Source organism: Bacillus australimaris, from assembly GCF_001307105.1.
Lineage (GTDB): Bacteria > Bacillota > Bacilli > Bacillales > Bacillaceae > Bacillus > Bacillus australimaris.
The window spans coordinates 232,890-249,831 of sequence record NZ_LGYN01000026.1 but is presented as its reverse complement, the minus strand read 5'-3'; the positions used below and the strand labels follow the sequence as shown (position 1 = coordinate 249,831).

14 protein-coding genes are annotated in these 16,942 nt (G+C 40.2%); all 14 read left to right on the top strand.

What is annotated here, in order from left to right; all coding sequences use genetic code 11:
- Nucleotides 1-23: 23 nt before the first annotated feature.
- The 14 genes from bshC (at nt 24) to AKG37_RS12830 (ending at nt 16,929) form a co-directional block, all read left to right on the top strand.
- Nucleotides 24-1,643 (top strand): bacillithiol biosynthesis cysteine-adding enzyme BshC, encoded by a 1,620-nt coding sequence (bshC, locus tag AKG37_RS12895; protein WP_060699163.1) that lies wholly within the window; start codon nt 24-26, stop codon nt 1,641-1,643.
- Between the two features lie 128 nt (nt 1,644-1,771).
- Nucleotides 1,772-2,203 carry a division/cell wall cluster transcriptional repressor MraZ gene (gene mraZ / locus AKG37_RS12890; protein WP_003211163.1) on the top strand — a complete coding sequence of 144 codons (432 nt, stop codon included), beginning with the start codon at nt 1,772-1,774 and terminating at the stop codon, nt 2,201-2,203.
- Nucleotides 2,204-2,269: 66 nt separating this feature from the next.
- The gene (rsmH, locus tag AKG37_RS12885; protein WP_060699162.1) at nt 2,270-3,202 is read left to right on the top strand and encodes a 16S rRNA (cytosine(1402)-N(4))-methyltransferase RsmH; all 933 of its coding nucleotides are present in this window, start codon (nt 2,270-2,272) and stop codon (nt 3,200-3,202) included.
- Nucleotides 3,203-3,239: 37 nt separating this feature from the next.
- Nucleotides 3,240-3,587, top strand: a complete 348-nt coding sequence (gene ftsL / locus AKG37_RS12880; RefSeq protein ID WP_012009864.1) for a cell division protein FtsL — start codon at nt 3,240-3,242, stop codon at nt 3,585-3,587.
- 7 nt (nt 3,588-3,594) lie between these two features.
- Nucleotides 3,595-5,742: a penicillin-binding protein gene (locus AKG37_RS12875; protein ID WP_060699379.1), complete on the top strand. Its 2,148-nt coding sequence runs from the start codon at nt 3,595-3,597 to the stop codon at nt 5,740-5,742.
- Nucleotides 5,743-5,867: 125 nt separating this feature from the next.
- Nucleotides 5,868-7,787: a stage V sporulation protein D gene (locus tag AKG37_RS12870; protein ID WP_024424263.1), complete on the top strand. Its 1,920-nt coding sequence runs from the start codon at nt 5,868-5,870 to the stop codon at nt 7,785-7,787.
- A 211-nt stretch (nt 7,788-7,998) separates the two neighbouring features.
- Nucleotides 7,999-9,474 carry a UDP-N-acetylmuramoyl-L-alanyl-D-glutamate--2,6-diaminopimelate ligase gene (locus AKG37_RS12865; RefSeq protein ID WP_060699161.1) on the top strand — a complete coding sequence of 492 codons (1,476 nt, stop codon included), beginning with the start codon at nt 7,999-8,001 and terminating at the stop codon, nt 9,472-9,474.
- A gap of 135 nt (nt 9,475-9,609) precedes the next feature.
- Complete coding sequence (gene mraY / locus AKG37_RS12860; RefSeq protein ID WP_060699160.1) at nt 9,610-10,584, top strand: phospho-N-acetylmuramoyl-pentapeptide-transferase; 975 nt, start codon at nt 9,610-9,612, stop codon at nt 10,582-10,584.
- A 9-nt stretch (nt 10,585-10,593) separates the two neighbouring features.
- The gene (gene murD, locus AKG37_RS12855; RefSeq protein WP_060699378.1) at nt 10,594-11,940 is read left to right on the top strand and encodes a UDP-N-acetylmuramoyl-L-alanine--D-glutamate ligase; all 1,347 of its coding nucleotides are present in this window, start codon (nt 10,594-10,596) and stop codon (nt 11,938-11,940) included.
- A gap of 59 nt (nt 11,941-11,999) precedes the next feature.
- Nucleotides 12,000-13,100: a stage V sporulation protein E gene (gene spoVE / locus AKG37_RS12850; RefSeq protein ID WP_003212197.1), complete on the top strand. Its 1,101-nt coding sequence runs from the start codon at nt 12,000-12,002 to the stop codon at nt 13,098-13,100.
- A 198-nt stretch (nt 13,101-13,298) separates the two neighbouring features.
- The gene (murG, locus tag AKG37_RS12845; protein WP_060699159.1) at nt 13,299-14,393 is read left to right on the top strand and encodes an undecaprenyldiphospho-muramoylpentapeptide beta-N-acetylglucosaminyltransferase; all 1,095 of its coding nucleotides are present in this window, start codon (nt 13,299-13,301) and stop codon (nt 14,391-14,393) included.
- Nucleotides 14,394-14,424: 31 nt separating this feature from the next.
- The gene (gene murB / locus AKG37_RS12840; RefSeq protein WP_060699158.1) at nt 14,425-15,336 is read left to right on the top strand and encodes a UDP-N-acetylmuramate dehydrogenase; all 912 of its coding nucleotides are present in this window, start codon (nt 14,425-14,427) and stop codon (nt 15,334-15,336) included.
- 127 nt (nt 15,337-15,463) lie between these two features.
- Nucleotides 15,464-16,243 carry a cell division protein FtsQ/DivIB gene (locus tag AKG37_RS12835; protein WP_060699157.1) on the top strand — a complete coding sequence of 260 codons (780 nt, stop codon included), beginning with the start codon at nt 15,464-15,466 and terminating at the stop codon, nt 16,241-16,243.
- Nucleotides 16,240-16,929: a DUF881 domain-containing protein gene (locus tag AKG37_RS12830; RefSeq protein WP_060699156.1), complete on the top strand. Its 690-nt coding sequence runs from the start codon at nt 16,240-16,242 to the stop codon at nt 16,927-16,929. Before AKG37_RS12835 ends, AKG37_RS12830 begins: the two co-directional genes overlap by 4 nt.
- The last annotated feature ends 13 nt before the right edge of the window (nt 16,930-16,942 follow it).

Sequence of the window (16,942 nt, the reverse complement as noted above, 5' to 3'; positions counted from 1 at the left end):
ATTGAAGAAAGGAAGTTCTAAACATGCAATTGACTGAACTTTCCATCCGAAGTCAGAATTTATTCATACGTGATTATATAGAAGAAAAAAAAGAGATGACTGCTTTTTTTGATTATGATATACATTCTGAGCACACATGGAAAAAGAGATACGACGATCTCATGGAAATGAGCTTCCCGCGCGAGGCTTTAGCAGACTATATGAGCGCATACCACGCAAAGTTTGAATCATCTGCGATGCGTCAAAACATTGAAAAGATTCGTGACGAACGGAGTGTCATGGTGGTTGGAGGGCAGCAGGCAGGCCTACTGGCAGGACCGCTTTATACCATACATAAAATCATATCCATTATTCAGTTCGCAAAAGAAAAAGAATCAGCACTTGGCGTTCCTGTGATTCCGGTCTTTTGGGTAGCAGGTGAGGATCATGACGTAGATGAAATCAATTTTGTGTACACGTCTGGCGAAAAAGGTCCAGTCAAACAAAAGCTGCCATTACATAGCGTGAAAAAAACTGCTGCGAAAAGAACGCCGCTGCATCAAGAAAAAACAGAAAAATGGCTTCGTGATGTGTTTTCAAGCTATGAAGAGTCTGCGTACACCAATGACTTGCTTGATCAGCTTATTCGATGTTTACGCAAATCAGAAACGTATACAGATTTCTTTGAATGGATTGTATCCGATCTTTTTGAAGAAGATGGACTGCTTCTATTTAATTCAGGAGACTTAGACGTCAAACCACTTGAGCGTACACTATTCAAACATATTATCGAGACAAATGACGCAGTCACAACTCGCTTGAATGAAACGCAGGCCGCCATGAAGCGAGCGGGATATCAGCCGATCATTGAAGCTGGTGACAATCAGGCGAACCTGTTTTACGAATATGATGAGGAGCGTTTCCTGATTGAGAAGGAGAACGGCCATTTTTCTATATCAGAAGTGGGGCTTACATGGTCAAAAGAAGAGCTTTTGCAGGAAATTGAGGAGCACCCAGAACGGTTTAGTAACAATGTGGTGACACGTCCCTTAATGCAGGAAACCCTTCTCCCGACACTTGCTTTTATGGCAGGACACGGTGAAGTTAACTATTGGGGAGAGTTGAAAGGAATCTTTGAGCACTTTAAATTGAAGATGGCACCTGTTCTCCCAAGATTGCACGTGACCATTCTTGAAAGACATATTGATAAGAAGCTGCCAGTCAGAGAACTGTCGGTAGAAGAAGTGCTGACAAGCGGAGTAAAAGAAAAGAAAGAAGCTCACTTTCAGCAAAGCCTTCCAGACAGCTTTGTTCAAGCGGTTGAACAAGCCAAACGTGAATTAGCGAATGTTCATGGCGTGTTGAGGCAAGAAGCACTGGAGGTTGAACCAAACTTCGATCAGCTGCTAGATAAAAATGCCAAATTTATCGAAGACCAGCTTCAATTTGTTTATCAAAAGGTGGCGCAGCGTGTGGAAGAAAAGGAAGGATATATCCTTCGGGACTTTGAACGGATTGAAAACAGCTTAAAACCACTGGATGCTCCGCAAGAAAGAATTTGGAATATCATGTACTTTTTAAACAAATATGGTCCAGAATTCTTCAAAACGTTCAAAAATCTGCCATTTTCATTTCAAAACAAGCAGCAAATTGTCAAACTTTGAAATAAAGTTTTAATGAACCCTGACTAGTTCAGGGTTTTTTTTTATGTTGAAACAGTGTAAAATAAGTTTTGTGGAGAGAAGTGGTGGATAGTGGAGAGTAAGGGTGAGAAAGTGGGGCTCTGATTATCATGTTCATGGGTGAATACCAACATACGATTGATACAAAAGGGCGCATGATCATCCCTGCTAAATTTAGAGACGGTCTCGGAGAACAGTTTGTGCTGACGAGAGGGCTTGATCAATGTTTATTTGGCTACCCTATGAGTGAGTGGAAACTAATCGAAGAGAAACTCAAAGCACTACCGCTAACGAAAAAAGATGCACGTGCGTTTACCCGGTTCTTCTTCTCTGGCGCAGTCGAATGCGATCTGGACAAGCAGGGGCGTATTAACATCGCATCAAACCTACTCCAATATGCAAAACTCGAAAAAGAATGTGTGGTCATCGGCGTTTCAAATCGAATTGAGTTGTGGAGTAAGTCGATCTGGGAACAATATACAGAAGAGCAAGAAGATTCTTTTGCTGAAATTGCTGAAAACATGATTGGATTTGATATATAATAATCCCTTGTGCAGCAAGCTTTCTACACATTCATTTCTATTTGAAAAAGGTGGGACCATAACATCATGTTTCAACATGAGACAGTTTTATTAAAAGAAACAGTTGACGGTTTAAACGTCAAAGAAGACGGTACATATGTGGACTGCACGCTAGGCGGAGCAGGTCATAGCTCATATTTACTATCTCAACTATCAGAAAAAGGTACATTGATTGGATTTGACCAAGACGATGCTGCACTGGATCATGCACGAGAGAAGCTCGCGGATGCTAAAGCGAACATTCTTTTCATAAAAAGCAACTTCCGATATTTAAAAGAACGTCTGAATGAACAAGGTATTACAAGCGTAGACGGTGTGATATTTGATCTTGGGGTTTCATCTCCTCAGCTTGACACACCAGAAAGAGGCTTTAGTTATCACCATGATGCACCTCTTGACATGCGAATGGATCAAACGGCCGCATTGTCGGCAAAACAAGTGGTGAATGAATGGCCATTTGAAGATCTAGTTCGGATTTTCTACAAATATGGGGAAGAAAAATTCAGCAAGCAAATCGCACGCAAAATTGAAGAAGCTAGAAAAAAAGCGCCAATTGAAACAACAGGGGAGCTTGTCGACATTATCAAAGAAGGAATTCCCGCACCTGCAAGACGAACTGGCGGACATCCAGCAAAAAGAGTGTTCCAAGCGATCCGAATTGCCGTAAATGATGAATTGAAAGTATTTGAAGAAGCACTAGAACAAGCAATAGAGTTACTCAATCCGAAGGGGAGAATTTCTGTCATTACATTCCATTCACTTGAAGACCGGATTTGTAAAAGTACATTTAAAGAAATGTCTTCTCTTCCAGAACTTCCGCACGGACTACCAGTGATTCCAGAAGGACTTGAACCAAAGCTGAAGCTGATCACGAGAAAACCGATCGTTGCATCAGAACAAGAGCTGGAACATAACAACCGTGCCCGTTCAGCGAAGCTCCGAATTGCAGAAAAAAAGTAAAACGACACCATAGATGATGATAAAAAGGAGGTTTCTTATGAGTAATTTGGCTTACCAAAGAGAAGTAAAGCAACATCAAACAGAGCAGCAAGGCCAATCAGTTGTTATTAAAAGAAGAGGTTCTATAACACTTGGTGAAAAAATCTTACTTGTCATGTTTGTCATGGCTCTTATGTGCAGCTCGATTCTCATCATTTCTAAAGCCTTTGCTGTCTATCATGCCAATATCGAAGTACAGAAATTAGAACAGCAAGTTTCTTTAGAATCGAAGAAGATCACTGAGCTTCAAAAGGAAAAAGACTTACTGAGTGAACCAGAGAGAATCATCGAAGCGGCGAAAAAAGCAGGCTTAAGCATATCGAAAGATGTTAAGAAGGTCGATTAAGATGGCGATGCCCAAAAAGAATAAAATGATGAACAGAGGCGCGGCAATTGCGAGTATTTGCTTCGCCCTGTTTTTCTTTATCATCCTTGTACGTTTTATTTATATTCAAATTACAGGAACGGTAGATGGTCAAGTGTTAGCCGCAAAGGCAAATGAACAATATCAATCGAAGAAAACACTTGAAGCCAAAAGAGGATCTATTCTAGACCGGAATGGGAATGTAATTGCAGAGGATACTTCTGTGTACAAGCTAATTGCGGTCATGAGCAAGAAAATGACGGTCGATATAAAGCACCCAATGCATGTGGTTGACAAAGCAAAGACAGCTAAAGAGCTGTCAAAAGTAATTGATATGAGAGAAAGCGAAATTTTAAAGCGTCTGAATACAAAAGATGCGTTCCAAGTTGAGTTTGGAAAAGCTGGGAAGGACATTAGTTTTTCAACAAAAGAAAAAATTGAAAAGCTAAAGCTTCCAGGGATCGCATTTGAAAAAGACACGAAGCGATACTATCCAAACGGCATGTTTGCTTCGAATTTAATTGGTTATGCAAGATTAGATGAGGCGACGAAGGACATGTCAGGCGCGATGGGACTTGAGAAGGCGCTGAACAAATATTTAAAAGAAAAAGACGGCTATGTGACATATAACAGTGACAGAAGCGGATGGGCTCTTCCGAATAGTAAAGAAGACATCGTCGCCCCGAAGGATGGGAAAAACGTCACACTGACCATCGATCAAAAAATCCAAGCGTTTCTTGAAGAAAGTATGACGCAGGTTGCCAAAAAATATAAACCGAAGAAAATCATTGCCACAGTCGTTGACCCAAAAACGGGAAAGGTTCTTGCGATGGGGCAGCGGCCAAGCTTTAATTTAAATGAACTAGACATTACGAATTATAACAATGATGTCATTTCTTACGCGTTTGAGCCGGGTTCAACAATGAAGATCTATACACTTGCTGCGGCAATCCAAGAAGGGGTCTATCACGGCAATGATAAATATCAATCTGGTACTTATAAAGTAGGCGGGGGCCTTGTAAGAGATCACAACAACGGTAATGGCTGGGGAAAGATTGACTTTCATCAAGGTGTTCTACGTTCGTCAAACGTAGCCTTTGCAAAGCTGGCAAAAGAAAAACTAGGCTTCACACGATACGAACAATATTTGCAGAAATTCCATTTCTATGACAAAACAGGAATTGACTTGCCGAACGAAGCGTCTAGTAAAATCAATTACAGATACGAATATGACAAAGCATCGACGGCTTATGGACAAGCGTCTGCCATTACACCAATTCAACAAATCCAAGCAGCGACAGCGATAGCGAACGGCGGAACGATGATGAAGCCATATGTGATTGATCATATTACAGACCCAAACACAAATAAAACGATTTTGCAGCACGAACCAACAGTGGCTGGAAAACCGATATCATCTGATACAGCAAAGCAAGTCCGTGACATTTTAGGTGAGGTTGTTTCCTCGAAAATTGGAACAGGTCAGCCATACCAAATCAAAGGCTTTGATGTTGCTGGGAAAACAGGAACAGGGCAAATTGGCGGTGCCGGCGGTTACCTCCAAGGAAGAAACGATTATGTCTTTTCATTTATGGGCATGGCACCAAAAGATGATCCGAAACTGCTCGTTTATGTGGCTGTACAGCAGCCTCAGCTGTCTGATACAGAAACTGGGTCTGCCCCAGTTGCACAAATTTTTAACCCTGTGATGAAAAATAGTCTGCTCTATTTAAATATTGCACCAACAAAAACAGACGATAAAAAATCGGGCGAACAAAAGGTGAAACAAGAAACCATGCCTTCCTTCCTCGATTTAGAAGTGAAGCAGGCGGAAACAGAAGTCAAAAATAAAAACTTAACGCCTGTTGTCATCGGTGACGGCCTCTCCATTAAGCGCCAGTGGCCAAGTGCAGGCTCTGAATTCTCTGAAAGCCAGAAAGTTTTCTTGAAAACAGCAGGAAAGACCATTAAGATGCCTGATATGACAGGCTGGTCGAGAAGAGAAGTGCTTCAATATGCATCCATTTCCGGTGTGCATATCGAAACAAAGGGACAAGGATATGCTGTCAAACAAAGTGTCAAAAGTGGAGCGGAGATTTCAGATAAAGTCGTCACTGTGACATTTAAACCGAATTAACTGCAAAACCTAGCAAACCATTTGCTAGGTTTTTTCTTTTGGCGAGCCGGATAGACGAGACCGTTCTACAAAAGGACGGGCCTGCATATAATGGAAACAAGCCATATGTAAGGAGTGAACCGGGCGTGCGAGTGTCGAGTGTAACAGTGAGAAAACGATTGCTTTTCGTGCTGCTGTTTGGGGTGATCATTTTTTTCATCATAGATACTAGATTAGGATATGTGCAGTTTATTATGGGCGAGAAGCTGACAAGCTTAGCAAAGGACTCGTGGAGCCGAAACCTCCCGTTTGAACCGGAAAGAGGAGATATTTTAGACCGGAATGGGGTAGAGCTTGCGACAAACAAAAGTGCGCCATCTATATTGGTTGTGCCGCGCCAAATTAAAGATCCCGCAGAAACAAGTAAGAAACTGGCGGCAGTCTTGAATATGTCCGAGGAGAAAGCATACAAACATGTCACAAAGAAAACATCAATCGAACGAATTTCTCCAGAGGGGAGAAAGGTATCTCATGAAAAAGCAAAAGAAGTTAGAGAGCTTGATTTAGATGGAGTGTATGTAGCGGAAGACAGCATCAGACATTATCCGTTTGGCAGCTTCCTTTCTCATGTGCTGGGCTTTGCTGGAATTGATAACCAAGGTCTACTTGGACTGGAAGCCTATTATGACGATGACCTAAAGGGAGAAAAGGGCTCTGTGAAGTTCTATTCCGACGCAAAAGGACAGAAAATGCCAGATGAAGCAGATGATTATACACCGCCTAAAGATGGCCTTGATATGAAATTAACAGTCGATGCGAAGGTACAAACCATCATAGAGCGGGAATTAGACAATGCGCAAGCAAAGTATAATCCAGATGGCATGATTGCTATTGCGATGAACCCGAAGAATGGTGAAGTACTTGGGATGTCAAGCAGACCAGATTTTGATCCTGCGGACTATCAATCAGTTGATTCGAAAGTGTTTAACCGGAATTTACCGGTGTGGAGCACATATGAGCCAGGATCGACGTTTAAAATTATTACACTTGCAGCAGCATTAGAAGAGAAGAAAGTCAATTTAAAACGTGATCATTTTTTTGACAGTGGATCTGTGACAGTTGATGGTGCAAGACTTAGATGCTGGAAAAAAGGCGGACACGGATCACAGTCATTTTTAGAGGTGGTTCAAAACTCCTGTAACCCTGGTTTTGTAGAACTAGGTGACCGTCTAGGAAAAGATAAATTGTTTTCCTATATTAAAAATTTTGGATTTGGTCAAAAAACAGGAATTGACCTACAAGGGGAAGGGCGGGGAATTTTGTTCCCACTTGATCGCGTTGGCCCTGTTGAGCAGGCGACAACTGCTTTTGGTCAAGGTGTATCTGTTACGCCGATTCAGCAAGTAGCTGCAGTAGCAGCTGCGGTAAATGGCGGAACACTTTACACGCCGTACATTGCAAAAGAATGGATAGATCCAATCACAAAAGAGGTAGTGAAAAAGCAATCGCCGATTGCCAAAAAGAAAGTGATTTCAGCAGAAACTTCAAAAGAAATCAGATATGCACTTGAAAGTGTAGTTGCTCAAGGAACTGGCCGAAATGCATTTGTTGAAGGGTATCGAGTTGGTGGAAAAACAGGAACAGCGCAGAAGGTAAAGGACGGAAAGTACATGGAAAATAACCACATTGTGTCGTTTATCGGATTTGCGCCAGCTGATGATCCAAGTATTGTTGTATATGTGGCTGTAGATAACCCGAAAGGCACCATTCAATTTGGCGGGACAGTTGCTGCACCAATTGTTGGCCACATTATGCGGGACAGCCTGCCAGAGATGGGTGTGAAAAAAAGAAAGGGGCAAATTGAAAAGAAGTACCAGTGGCTGGACACAAAAACCATTGAAGTCCCGAATCTTGTAGGGGGTTCTGTTTCAGACCTTGAATCCCTTTTGATTAACCTAAAGATCGATGCTTCAGGAACTGGCAGTAAAGTGGTGAAGCAATCGCCTGCTGCTGGGACAAAGGTCAAAGAAGGTTCCACCATCAGATTATACTTGAACGATGAATAATACAGAATGAACAGAGGGTAGCCGCACTCATTCGGCTGCCTCTTTTTGTTGAAAGAGAAGGTCAGTTTGAAAAAAAGAGCTCAAAGTGTGTTTTTTCCAAGAGAAACTTAAGGAATACGCTGGATGTATCCTTTTTTTTACGATAAAATATAGACTGTGTGTTTTTTTCACAAGACATGCACGTGAACGAATTTGAGAGGTTTGATATGAAATGAAATTACAACAACTCCTTACATACTTTAAAAGTGAAAACAATGAATTGATAAACGAAAATCCTGATATCACTTCCATTGAAATGGATTCAAGAGAGGTGAAAAAAGGAAGCCTTTTTGTCTGTATAAAAGGCTACACAGTAGATGGACATGATTATGCTGAAAAAGCGGTGAAAAGCGGGGCTGTTGCGATTGTAGCAGAACACCCTCTTCACATAACAAATGTACCAGTCATTATTGTGAAACACTCTCAAAGGGCACTTGCAAGAATAGCTGATGCGTTTTACGAACAGCCAACTCATAAGCTGAATCTCATTGGGATCACAGGAACAAACGGAAAAACTTCCACAACGCACATGATTGAACAAATGATGAGAAAAGCTGAAAAGAAAACAGGATTAATCGGTACGATGTATATGAAGGTGAATGATGAGATTCTTGACGTGAAAAACACCACACCTGAAAGTGTCACACTTCAGAAAACCTTTAAACAGATGCTGGATCAAGATGTAGACACAGCCATTATGGAAGTATCATCACATGCACTGCATCTTGGTAGGGTTCATGGATGTGATTATGATATCGCCGTTTTCACGAACCTTTCACAGGATCATCTCGACTATCACAACACAATGGAAGAATATAAACATGCGAAAAGCTTGCTGTTCTCACAGCTTGGCAGTGCCTTTCATCACGATAAGCCAAAGCATGCGATTTTAAATGCAGATGATGACGCTTCGAGTTATTTTGAAAAAGTGACAGCTGCTGAAGTCATGACATATGGCTTAGAGCAAAAAGCAGATGTGATGGCAAAGAATATTCAAATTAAGCCGAAGGGCACTCAATTTGAATTGATCACTCCAATTGGCACAAAGAATGTTACAGTTGCTCTCATTGGAAAGTTTAATGTGTATAACATTCTGGCAGCTGTATCAGTGGGGATCGTATCTGGGCTAACGTTTGAGACGATTGTGAGTGCAATTGAAGAGCTAGAGGGAGTCAAAGGCAGATTTGAACTGGTCAACTGTGATCAAGATTTTCCTGTCATCGTCGATTACGCCCATACGCCTGACAGCTTAGAAAATGTCCTCACAACATGTAGAGAATTAACAGAGGGCAAAATTTTCTGTGTGGTAGGATGCGGCGGCGACCGTGATAAAACGAAGCGCCCTCAAATGGCCCAAATCGCTGTGAAATATGCAGATGAGCCTGTTTTTACATCAGACAACCCAAGAAGCGAAGATCCTTCAGCTATTTTAAAGGATATGGAAAATGGAGTGTCAGACGCATATTATCATAGCTTTGTGAATCGTAAACAAGCGATCTTTTTTGCGATTGCTAATGCAAAAAAAGGCGATACAGTCTTAATAGCGGGTAAAGGTCATGAGACATACCAAATCATAGGTGATCAAGTTTACGATTTTGATGATGCAAAGGTTGCCGTAGACGCTATTTTAGATCTAAACAAATCTTAAAATGATGAAAAGAGTGTAATGAAATGAAGCATTTTGTACAAAAACAACATACGAAGAACGAGAATGAATACCATAATAATGAATGCAATTTTCTGATGGGAAACGGCTTTGGAAATTCGGAAGGAGTAAAGAACGATGCTTGAACAGGTGATATTGTTTACAATCATAATGGGATTTTTAATCAGTGTTCTTTTATCCCCGATTTTTATTCCGTTTTTAAGAAGACTTAAATTTGGTCAAAGTATTAGAGAAGAGGGACCACAGTCTCACTTAAAGAAATCAGGTACTCCGACAATGGGCGGAATTATGATTATCTTTTCTATTACGATTACAACGATTGTGATGATCAACAAATTCTCTGAGATTAGTCCAGAAATGTTTTTATTATTGTTTGTCACACTTGGCTACGGTCTATTAGGATTTTTAGATGATTATATTAAAGTAGCGATGAAACGAAACCTTGGATTAACATCGAAACAGAAATTAATCGGTCAAATTGTGATCGCAGTGATTTTTTATGCAGTCTTCCATTATTATCAGTTTGCAACGACGATTCGCATTCCAGGAACAGATGTCAGCTTTGATTTAGGATGGGCTTACTTTATTCTTGTCGTTTTCATGCTTGTCGGAGGTTCAAATGCCGTGAACTTAACGGACGGACTGGATGGTCTCTTATCTGGAACCGCTGCTATTGCTTTCGGAGCTTTTGCCATACTGGCGTGGAATCAATCACAGTATGATGTAGCAATCTTTTCTGTAGCAGTAGCTGGAGCTGTCCTTGGCTTCCTAGTGTTTAACGCGCATCCTGCAAAAGTATTTATGGGTGATACAGGGTCGCTTGCTTTAGGCGGAGCCATTGTAGCGATTGCGATTTTAACAAAGCTTGAAATTTTACTTGTCATTATTGGAGGAGTATTTGTTGTCGAAACGTTATCCGTTATTCTTCAAGTCATCTCCTTTAAAACAACTGGAAAAAGAATCTTTAAGATGAGTCCGCTTCACCACCACTATGAGTTAGTTGGCTGGTCTGAGTGGAGAGTGGTTGTCACCTTCTGGACAGCTGGTTTATTACTTGCTGTTTTAGGAATTTACATCGAGGTGTGGTTATAATTGAATAAGATGCAAATGTTAAAAAACGAACATGTACTAGTATTAGGTCTTGCAAAAAGCGGATATGCGGCAGCTTCAATTCTTCATGAACATGGAGTAAATGTCACGGTAAATGATCAAAAACCGTTTGAAAAAAATGAGCCTGCTCAACTTCTTTTAAAAAAGGGGATTGATGTCGTTTGTGGCAGCCATCCTCTTCAGATGTTTGATGATAAAGATATTACGATTTTAATTAAAAATCCAGGAATTCCATATGAAAATGTGATGGTTCAAGAGGCACTTCGCCGCCAAATTCCAGTTTGGACGGAAATAGAATTGGCGTATCATTTAACCTCATCTCCTTTTATTGGGATTACTGGATCAAATGGAAAAACCACTACTACGACATTGATTTATGAAATGCTGAAAAAAGACAGTCAAAAAACGTTAGTGGCAGGTAATATTGGAACAGTCGCCAGCGAAGTTGCTGCAAATGCAGATGGCGATGAGTGGATCGTAACTGAGCTCTCTTCTTTTCAGTTAATGGGAACAGTTGAATTCAGACCTAAAATCAGCTTAATATTAAATATTTTTGATGCACATTTAGACTATCACCACACTCGTGATGAATATGAAAAAGCAAAGCAGAAAGTGTATGCACATCAACATGAAGATGACATAGCTGTCATTAATCTAGATGATCCATCTGTTGTAAAACTGGCAGAAGGTTCAAAAGCAAAAAAAGTGTTTTTCTCAGTGAAAGAGCCAGTAGAACATGGTGCGTTCATTAAAGATGGTGCGATCTATTACATGAATGAACATGTTATTGATTTAAAGGATGTTGTCCTTCCTGGTGAGCATAACCAAGAAAACATTTTAGCGGCTATTTGTGTTGTGAAAAATGCAGGATGTTCAAATGAAGCAATCGCACATGTTCTCACGACATTTAGCGGTGTGAAGCATCGTCTGCAGTTTGTAGATACAATTCAGAGCCGAAAATTTTATAACGATAGTAAAGCAACCAATATACTAGCAACAAGTAAAGCATTGTCAGCCTTCGAACAACCGACTATTTTGTTAGCTGGCGGACTTGATCGCGGCAATCAATTTGATGAATTGAAACCTTTTATGAAACATGTTAAAGGAATTATCACATTTGGTGAGACGGCACCTAAGTTTGTGAAGCTGGGTGAAGAACTGGGAATACATCACGTAAAACATGTCGATAATGTTGAACAAGCAGTGCCTGTGGCGTTTAGCATATCTGAAGAAGAAGACGTGATTTTATTATCTCCGGCTTGTGCAAGCTGGGATCAACATAAAACATTTGAAGAACGTGGAGACATGTTTGTAAACGCCGTGCATATGCTTAAATAAGGGCTTGTCTCTCATATGACTGACAGCCCAAATGAAATTATGCTTGGGGTGTCGGTCTCTTGACGAATAAGAAAACTTCTCCGGATTTTTTGCTTGTTGTCATTACGTTACTTTTATTGACGATTGGTTTAATTATGGTGTACAGCGCTAGTGCTGTGTGGGCATCATATAAATTTGATGATTCGTTTTATTTTGCAAAAAGACAGCTTTTGTTTGCCGGAATCGGAGTTATCGCAATGTTTTTCATTATGCGAGTTGATTATTGGACGTGGCGGACTTGGTCAAAGATATTGATTGCTGTTTGTTTTCTCCTTTTACTGCTTGTACTCATTCCTGGTATCGGTATGGAGAGAAATGGATCAAGAAGCTGGATTGGTGTCGGTGCGTTTAGTATTCAGCCCTCTGAATTTATGAAGCTTGCGATGATTGCGTTTCTTGCAAAATTCTTATCTGAAAAACAAAAAAATATTACATCTTTCCGTAAAGGTTTCGCGCCAGCTTTGGGCATTGTGTTTTCTGCATTCGCCATCATTATGCTGCAGCCGGATTTGGGAACAGGAACAGTCATGGTTGGAACCTGCATTATTATGATATTTGTTTCAGGTGCGAGAATTGCTCACTTTATATTTCTCGGTCTTATAGGGCTCAGCGGATTTGCTGCACTGGTCTTATCAGCACCCTATCGAATAAAACGAATTACATCGTACTTAAATCCTTGGGAAGATCCACTAGGCAGTGGGTTTCAAATTATTCAATCCTTATACGCTGTTGGCCCAGGTGGTCTGTTCGGAATGGGTCTCGGTCAAAGTAGACAAAAATTCTTCTATTTACCTGAACCTCAAACAGACTTCATCTTTGCGATATTGTCTGAAGAGCTTGGCTTTATAGGAGGATCACTCATTTTGCTGCTCTTTAGTGTTCTGTTATGGAGAGGCATACGAATAGCACTGGGAGCCCCAGACTTATACGGAAGCTTTCTAGCAGTTGGTATTATTTCAATGGTTGCGATTCAAGTGATGATTAACATCGCTGTTGTCACTGGACTTATCCCTGTGACAGGCATCACGCTCCCTTTCCTAAGTTATGGCGGCTCATCACTTACTTTAATGCTGATGGCAATTGGCGTACTTTTGAATGTAAGCAGGTATGCTAGATATTAATGTGCTGTTAGTTCATGAAACCATGTTGACGTTTATTTTGCAAAAGTACAAAAAAATGATTTGAAGAGTGAAAATGATAGTTTTTGTTTTGAAAACTTGTTTTTTGACTCTTCTTTACAGGTTTTAACGGAGCCCTGTTGTTTAAAACAGGGTTTATACTTTGTTCAGAGCAGAAAAAAATTGAGGGGAAATGGTATAATGCGTATAGTAATCAGTGGAGGCGGAACAGGCGGACATATTTATCCGGCTTTAGCTTTTATTAAAGAAGTGAAAAGACTGCATCCTAATGTAGAATTTTTATATATTGGTACTGAAAATGGACTTGAAAAGAAAATTGTAGAAAGAGAAAATATCCCTTTCAAAGCCATAGAAATTTCAGGTTTTAAAAGAAAGCTTTCCTTTGATAACGTAAAAACGGTGATGAGATTTCTAAAGGGCGTTCAAAAGAGTAAATCTTACTTGAAGGAATTCAAGCCAGATGCGGTCATTGGAACAGGTGGTTATGTGTGTGGTCCTGTCGTTTATGCGGCATCCAAGCTGAAGATCCCGACCATTATTCACGAACAGAACAGCCTGCCTGGTATCACAAATAAGTTTCTGGCGAGATATGTTAATAAGGTAGCCATCTGCTTTGACGAAGCAAAGGCACATTTTCCTTCCGAAAAGGTTGTGTTTACGGGAAACCCTAGAGCCTCTGAAGTCGTCTCTATAAAAGAGGGGAAATCTCTTCAAGAATTTGGGCTGGATGAAAAGAAAAAAACGGTTCTTATTTTTGGCGGGAGCCGAGGTGCTGCTCCGATTAATAGAGCAGTCATTGAAATGCAAGATGAATTAAAGGCTAAGAACTACCAGCTTTTATATATCACGGGTGAGGTTCATTATGAAAAAGTGCTGAACGAACTAAAGGAAAAAGGTGCAGCACCTAATATGATTACAAAGCCATTTTTACATCAAATGCCAGAGTATTTGAAATCGATTGATGTGATTGTTGCAAGAGCGGGAGCCACAACGATTGCTGAAGTGACAGCTCTTGGAATTCCAACCATTTTTATTCCGAGCCCATACGTAACGGCAAATCATCAAGAAATCAATGCAAGATCACTAGAAAAGCATGACGCTGCAATTGTTTTAAGAGAATCAGAGCTTTCTGGAGAGCGCCTCTTGCACGCTATTGATGAAATTGCTGGTAATGAAGAGAAACTAAACCAAATGAGCCGTTTAACAAAAGAACTCGGAGTACCAGATGCGGCTGCACGTTTATATAATGTATTAAAAGAAATTACGACTACATGATGGAATGATATTAGGTAAGGCGGAGGGTAATATGGAGAACTTGAAGAATGAATTATTAGAAGCGCAAGTCGGTAAAGTGCTTGAAAATGAGCCGCTTGCAAATCATACGACAATGAAAATAGGCGGGCCAGCCGATCTATTGATCGTGCCTAAAGATATCGATGCAGTGAAAACGATCATGGATCAGGTGAAAAAACACGATGCGGATTGGACGGTTATTGGGAGAGGATCAAATTTACTTGTACTTGATAAAGGAATACGTGGTGTTGTTCTGAAGTTAGGCGCTGGACTTGATCACCTAACTGTAAATGAGGAAGAAATTACAGTTGGCGGCGGTTATTCTGTTGTAAGACTTGCAACGTCTCTTAGTAAGCAGGGTCTTTCAGGATTGGAATTCGCAGCTGGGATTCCAGGATCTATCGGCGGCGCTGTTTATATGAACGCAGGTGCACACGGATCTGATATTAGTAAGATTCTTGTAAAAGCTAGAATCTTATTTGAAGATGGAAGCATCGAGTGGCTAACAAATGAACAGATGAACTTTAGCTACAGAACGTCCGTTCTTCAAAAGGAACGACCTGGCATCGTCCTCGAAGCCGTGTTTAAGCTCAGACAGGATGATCGTGAGAAAATCACAAAGAAAATGCAGCAAAATAAAGACTATCGTAAGGAAACACAGCCCTATAATCGACCATGTGCCGGCAGTATTTTTCGAAATCCACTGCCTGAATATGCAGGACAGCTTGTAGAAAAAGCGAATTTAAAAGGATACCAAATTGGCGGTGCAAGAATATCTGATATGCATGGCAACTTTATTGTGAACGCCGGTGGTGCTACTGCTCAAGACGTGCTGGACTTAATTCAGTACATCCAAAAGAAAATTAAAGAAGACTACAATGTAGATATGCATACAGAAGTAGAAATTATCGGTCAAGCAAATTAAAAGCTAGTTTTTATGAATGATGGCATCACAGGAAAACAAACGGCATGAAAGAATGCCGTTTGTTTTCTCATCAAAATGATGACCCAAAGGTGTGGACAAGCAGCTTTGAATGAGGTGAAGAATATATATGCGGCCTGATCATGAAAATGAAAAGATCGTCAATATAGAAGAGCGAATTCCTAAGATTAAAGAACAAAGGAAGCAGAAAGCGAATCGAAGGCTAATCTCTTTTATTTTACTGTTTTTTATCATGGTATTAATTATTATTTATTTGCAGACGCCAATTAGTAAAATTTCTTCTTTAACCATTACGGGGAACGAGCATGTCTCTACAAAACAGCTTGTTAAACTCTCACAAATTAAAGAAGGCGAAACAGAGTTTTGGAATTTAAATAAAGATATAACAACAGATCATATTAAGCAAAATAAACTGATTAAAAGTGTCATTATTAAAAAACACTTCCCAAATAAGGTTAGTATTGCTGTCAAAGAATATGCAAATATTGCGTATCTTCAAAAGGGCAATCTCTATTATGAGCTTCTTGAAAATGGGACAGCCTTACCAGAAGAAGTCACACCGAGTCATGCAGGACCTATTTTTGTCGATTGGGACAATAAAGAGAAGCTGAAGCAAACTGTTAAATCGTTGAACAAGCTGCCAGCCTCTATTCAGGAACTCATCTCAGAAGTGTATTATGTGCCGACCAGCTCAAACCAGTGGCTTGTTAAATTTTATATGAATGACGGGAACACCGTGATTGCTTCAATTAAAACATTCGCTGATAAAATGAGAACTTATCCTGCCATTGTAAAAGAGCTTTCGCCATCTGAAAAAGGCACAATCCATATGGAAGTCGCTACGTATTTTGAGTCGTTTAAATCTAAGAAAAAGGAAGATGACCGTTGAGAGGCAAAACAGTGATATTCTCAATTGTAATGCTTGTTCTTGGTTTTCTGATTTCTTTTTCATACCAATATACAAAGCAGCATCAGGCAGATGTCATTCGAACAGAGCAATGGAAAAAAGAATATTCTTTGAAAAGTCAGCTGACAAAGCAAGAAAAGGCGAATCAGAAACTTGAAAAAGAATTATATAGCCTTCAGTCAAAGGTTCAAGCGACAGAGTCCAATTTGAAAAACGAAAAAGAGCAGTATTTTAATGTATTGGAAGATGTTGAGAAATACAGAATGTTTACAGGAGAGATCGGTGTAAAAGGAAAAGGGGTAAAAGTATCCCTTGAAGATGCATCTTATATCCCGAGTGGTCAAAATGTCAATAATTACATTGTTCATGAGAGCCACATTTTCCATGTGATAAACGAACTATTTATATCGGGGGCCTCTGCCGTATCTATTAATGGACAGAGAATCACACACCAATCATACATACATTGTAACGGTCCAGTTGTCACTGTGGACGGTGTTCAGCATCCAGCGCCATTTGTTATTTCTGCTATTGGTGATCCGTCTGTGTTAATACCTGCTTTAAATCTTGCAGGAGGAGTGGTTGATCAGCTGACAAGTGATCACATTTCGATGACGATTGAAAAAAAGGATATTCGTATGAATCCTCTTTTAAAACACAAAGATTAAAAGTGAAAAGGTG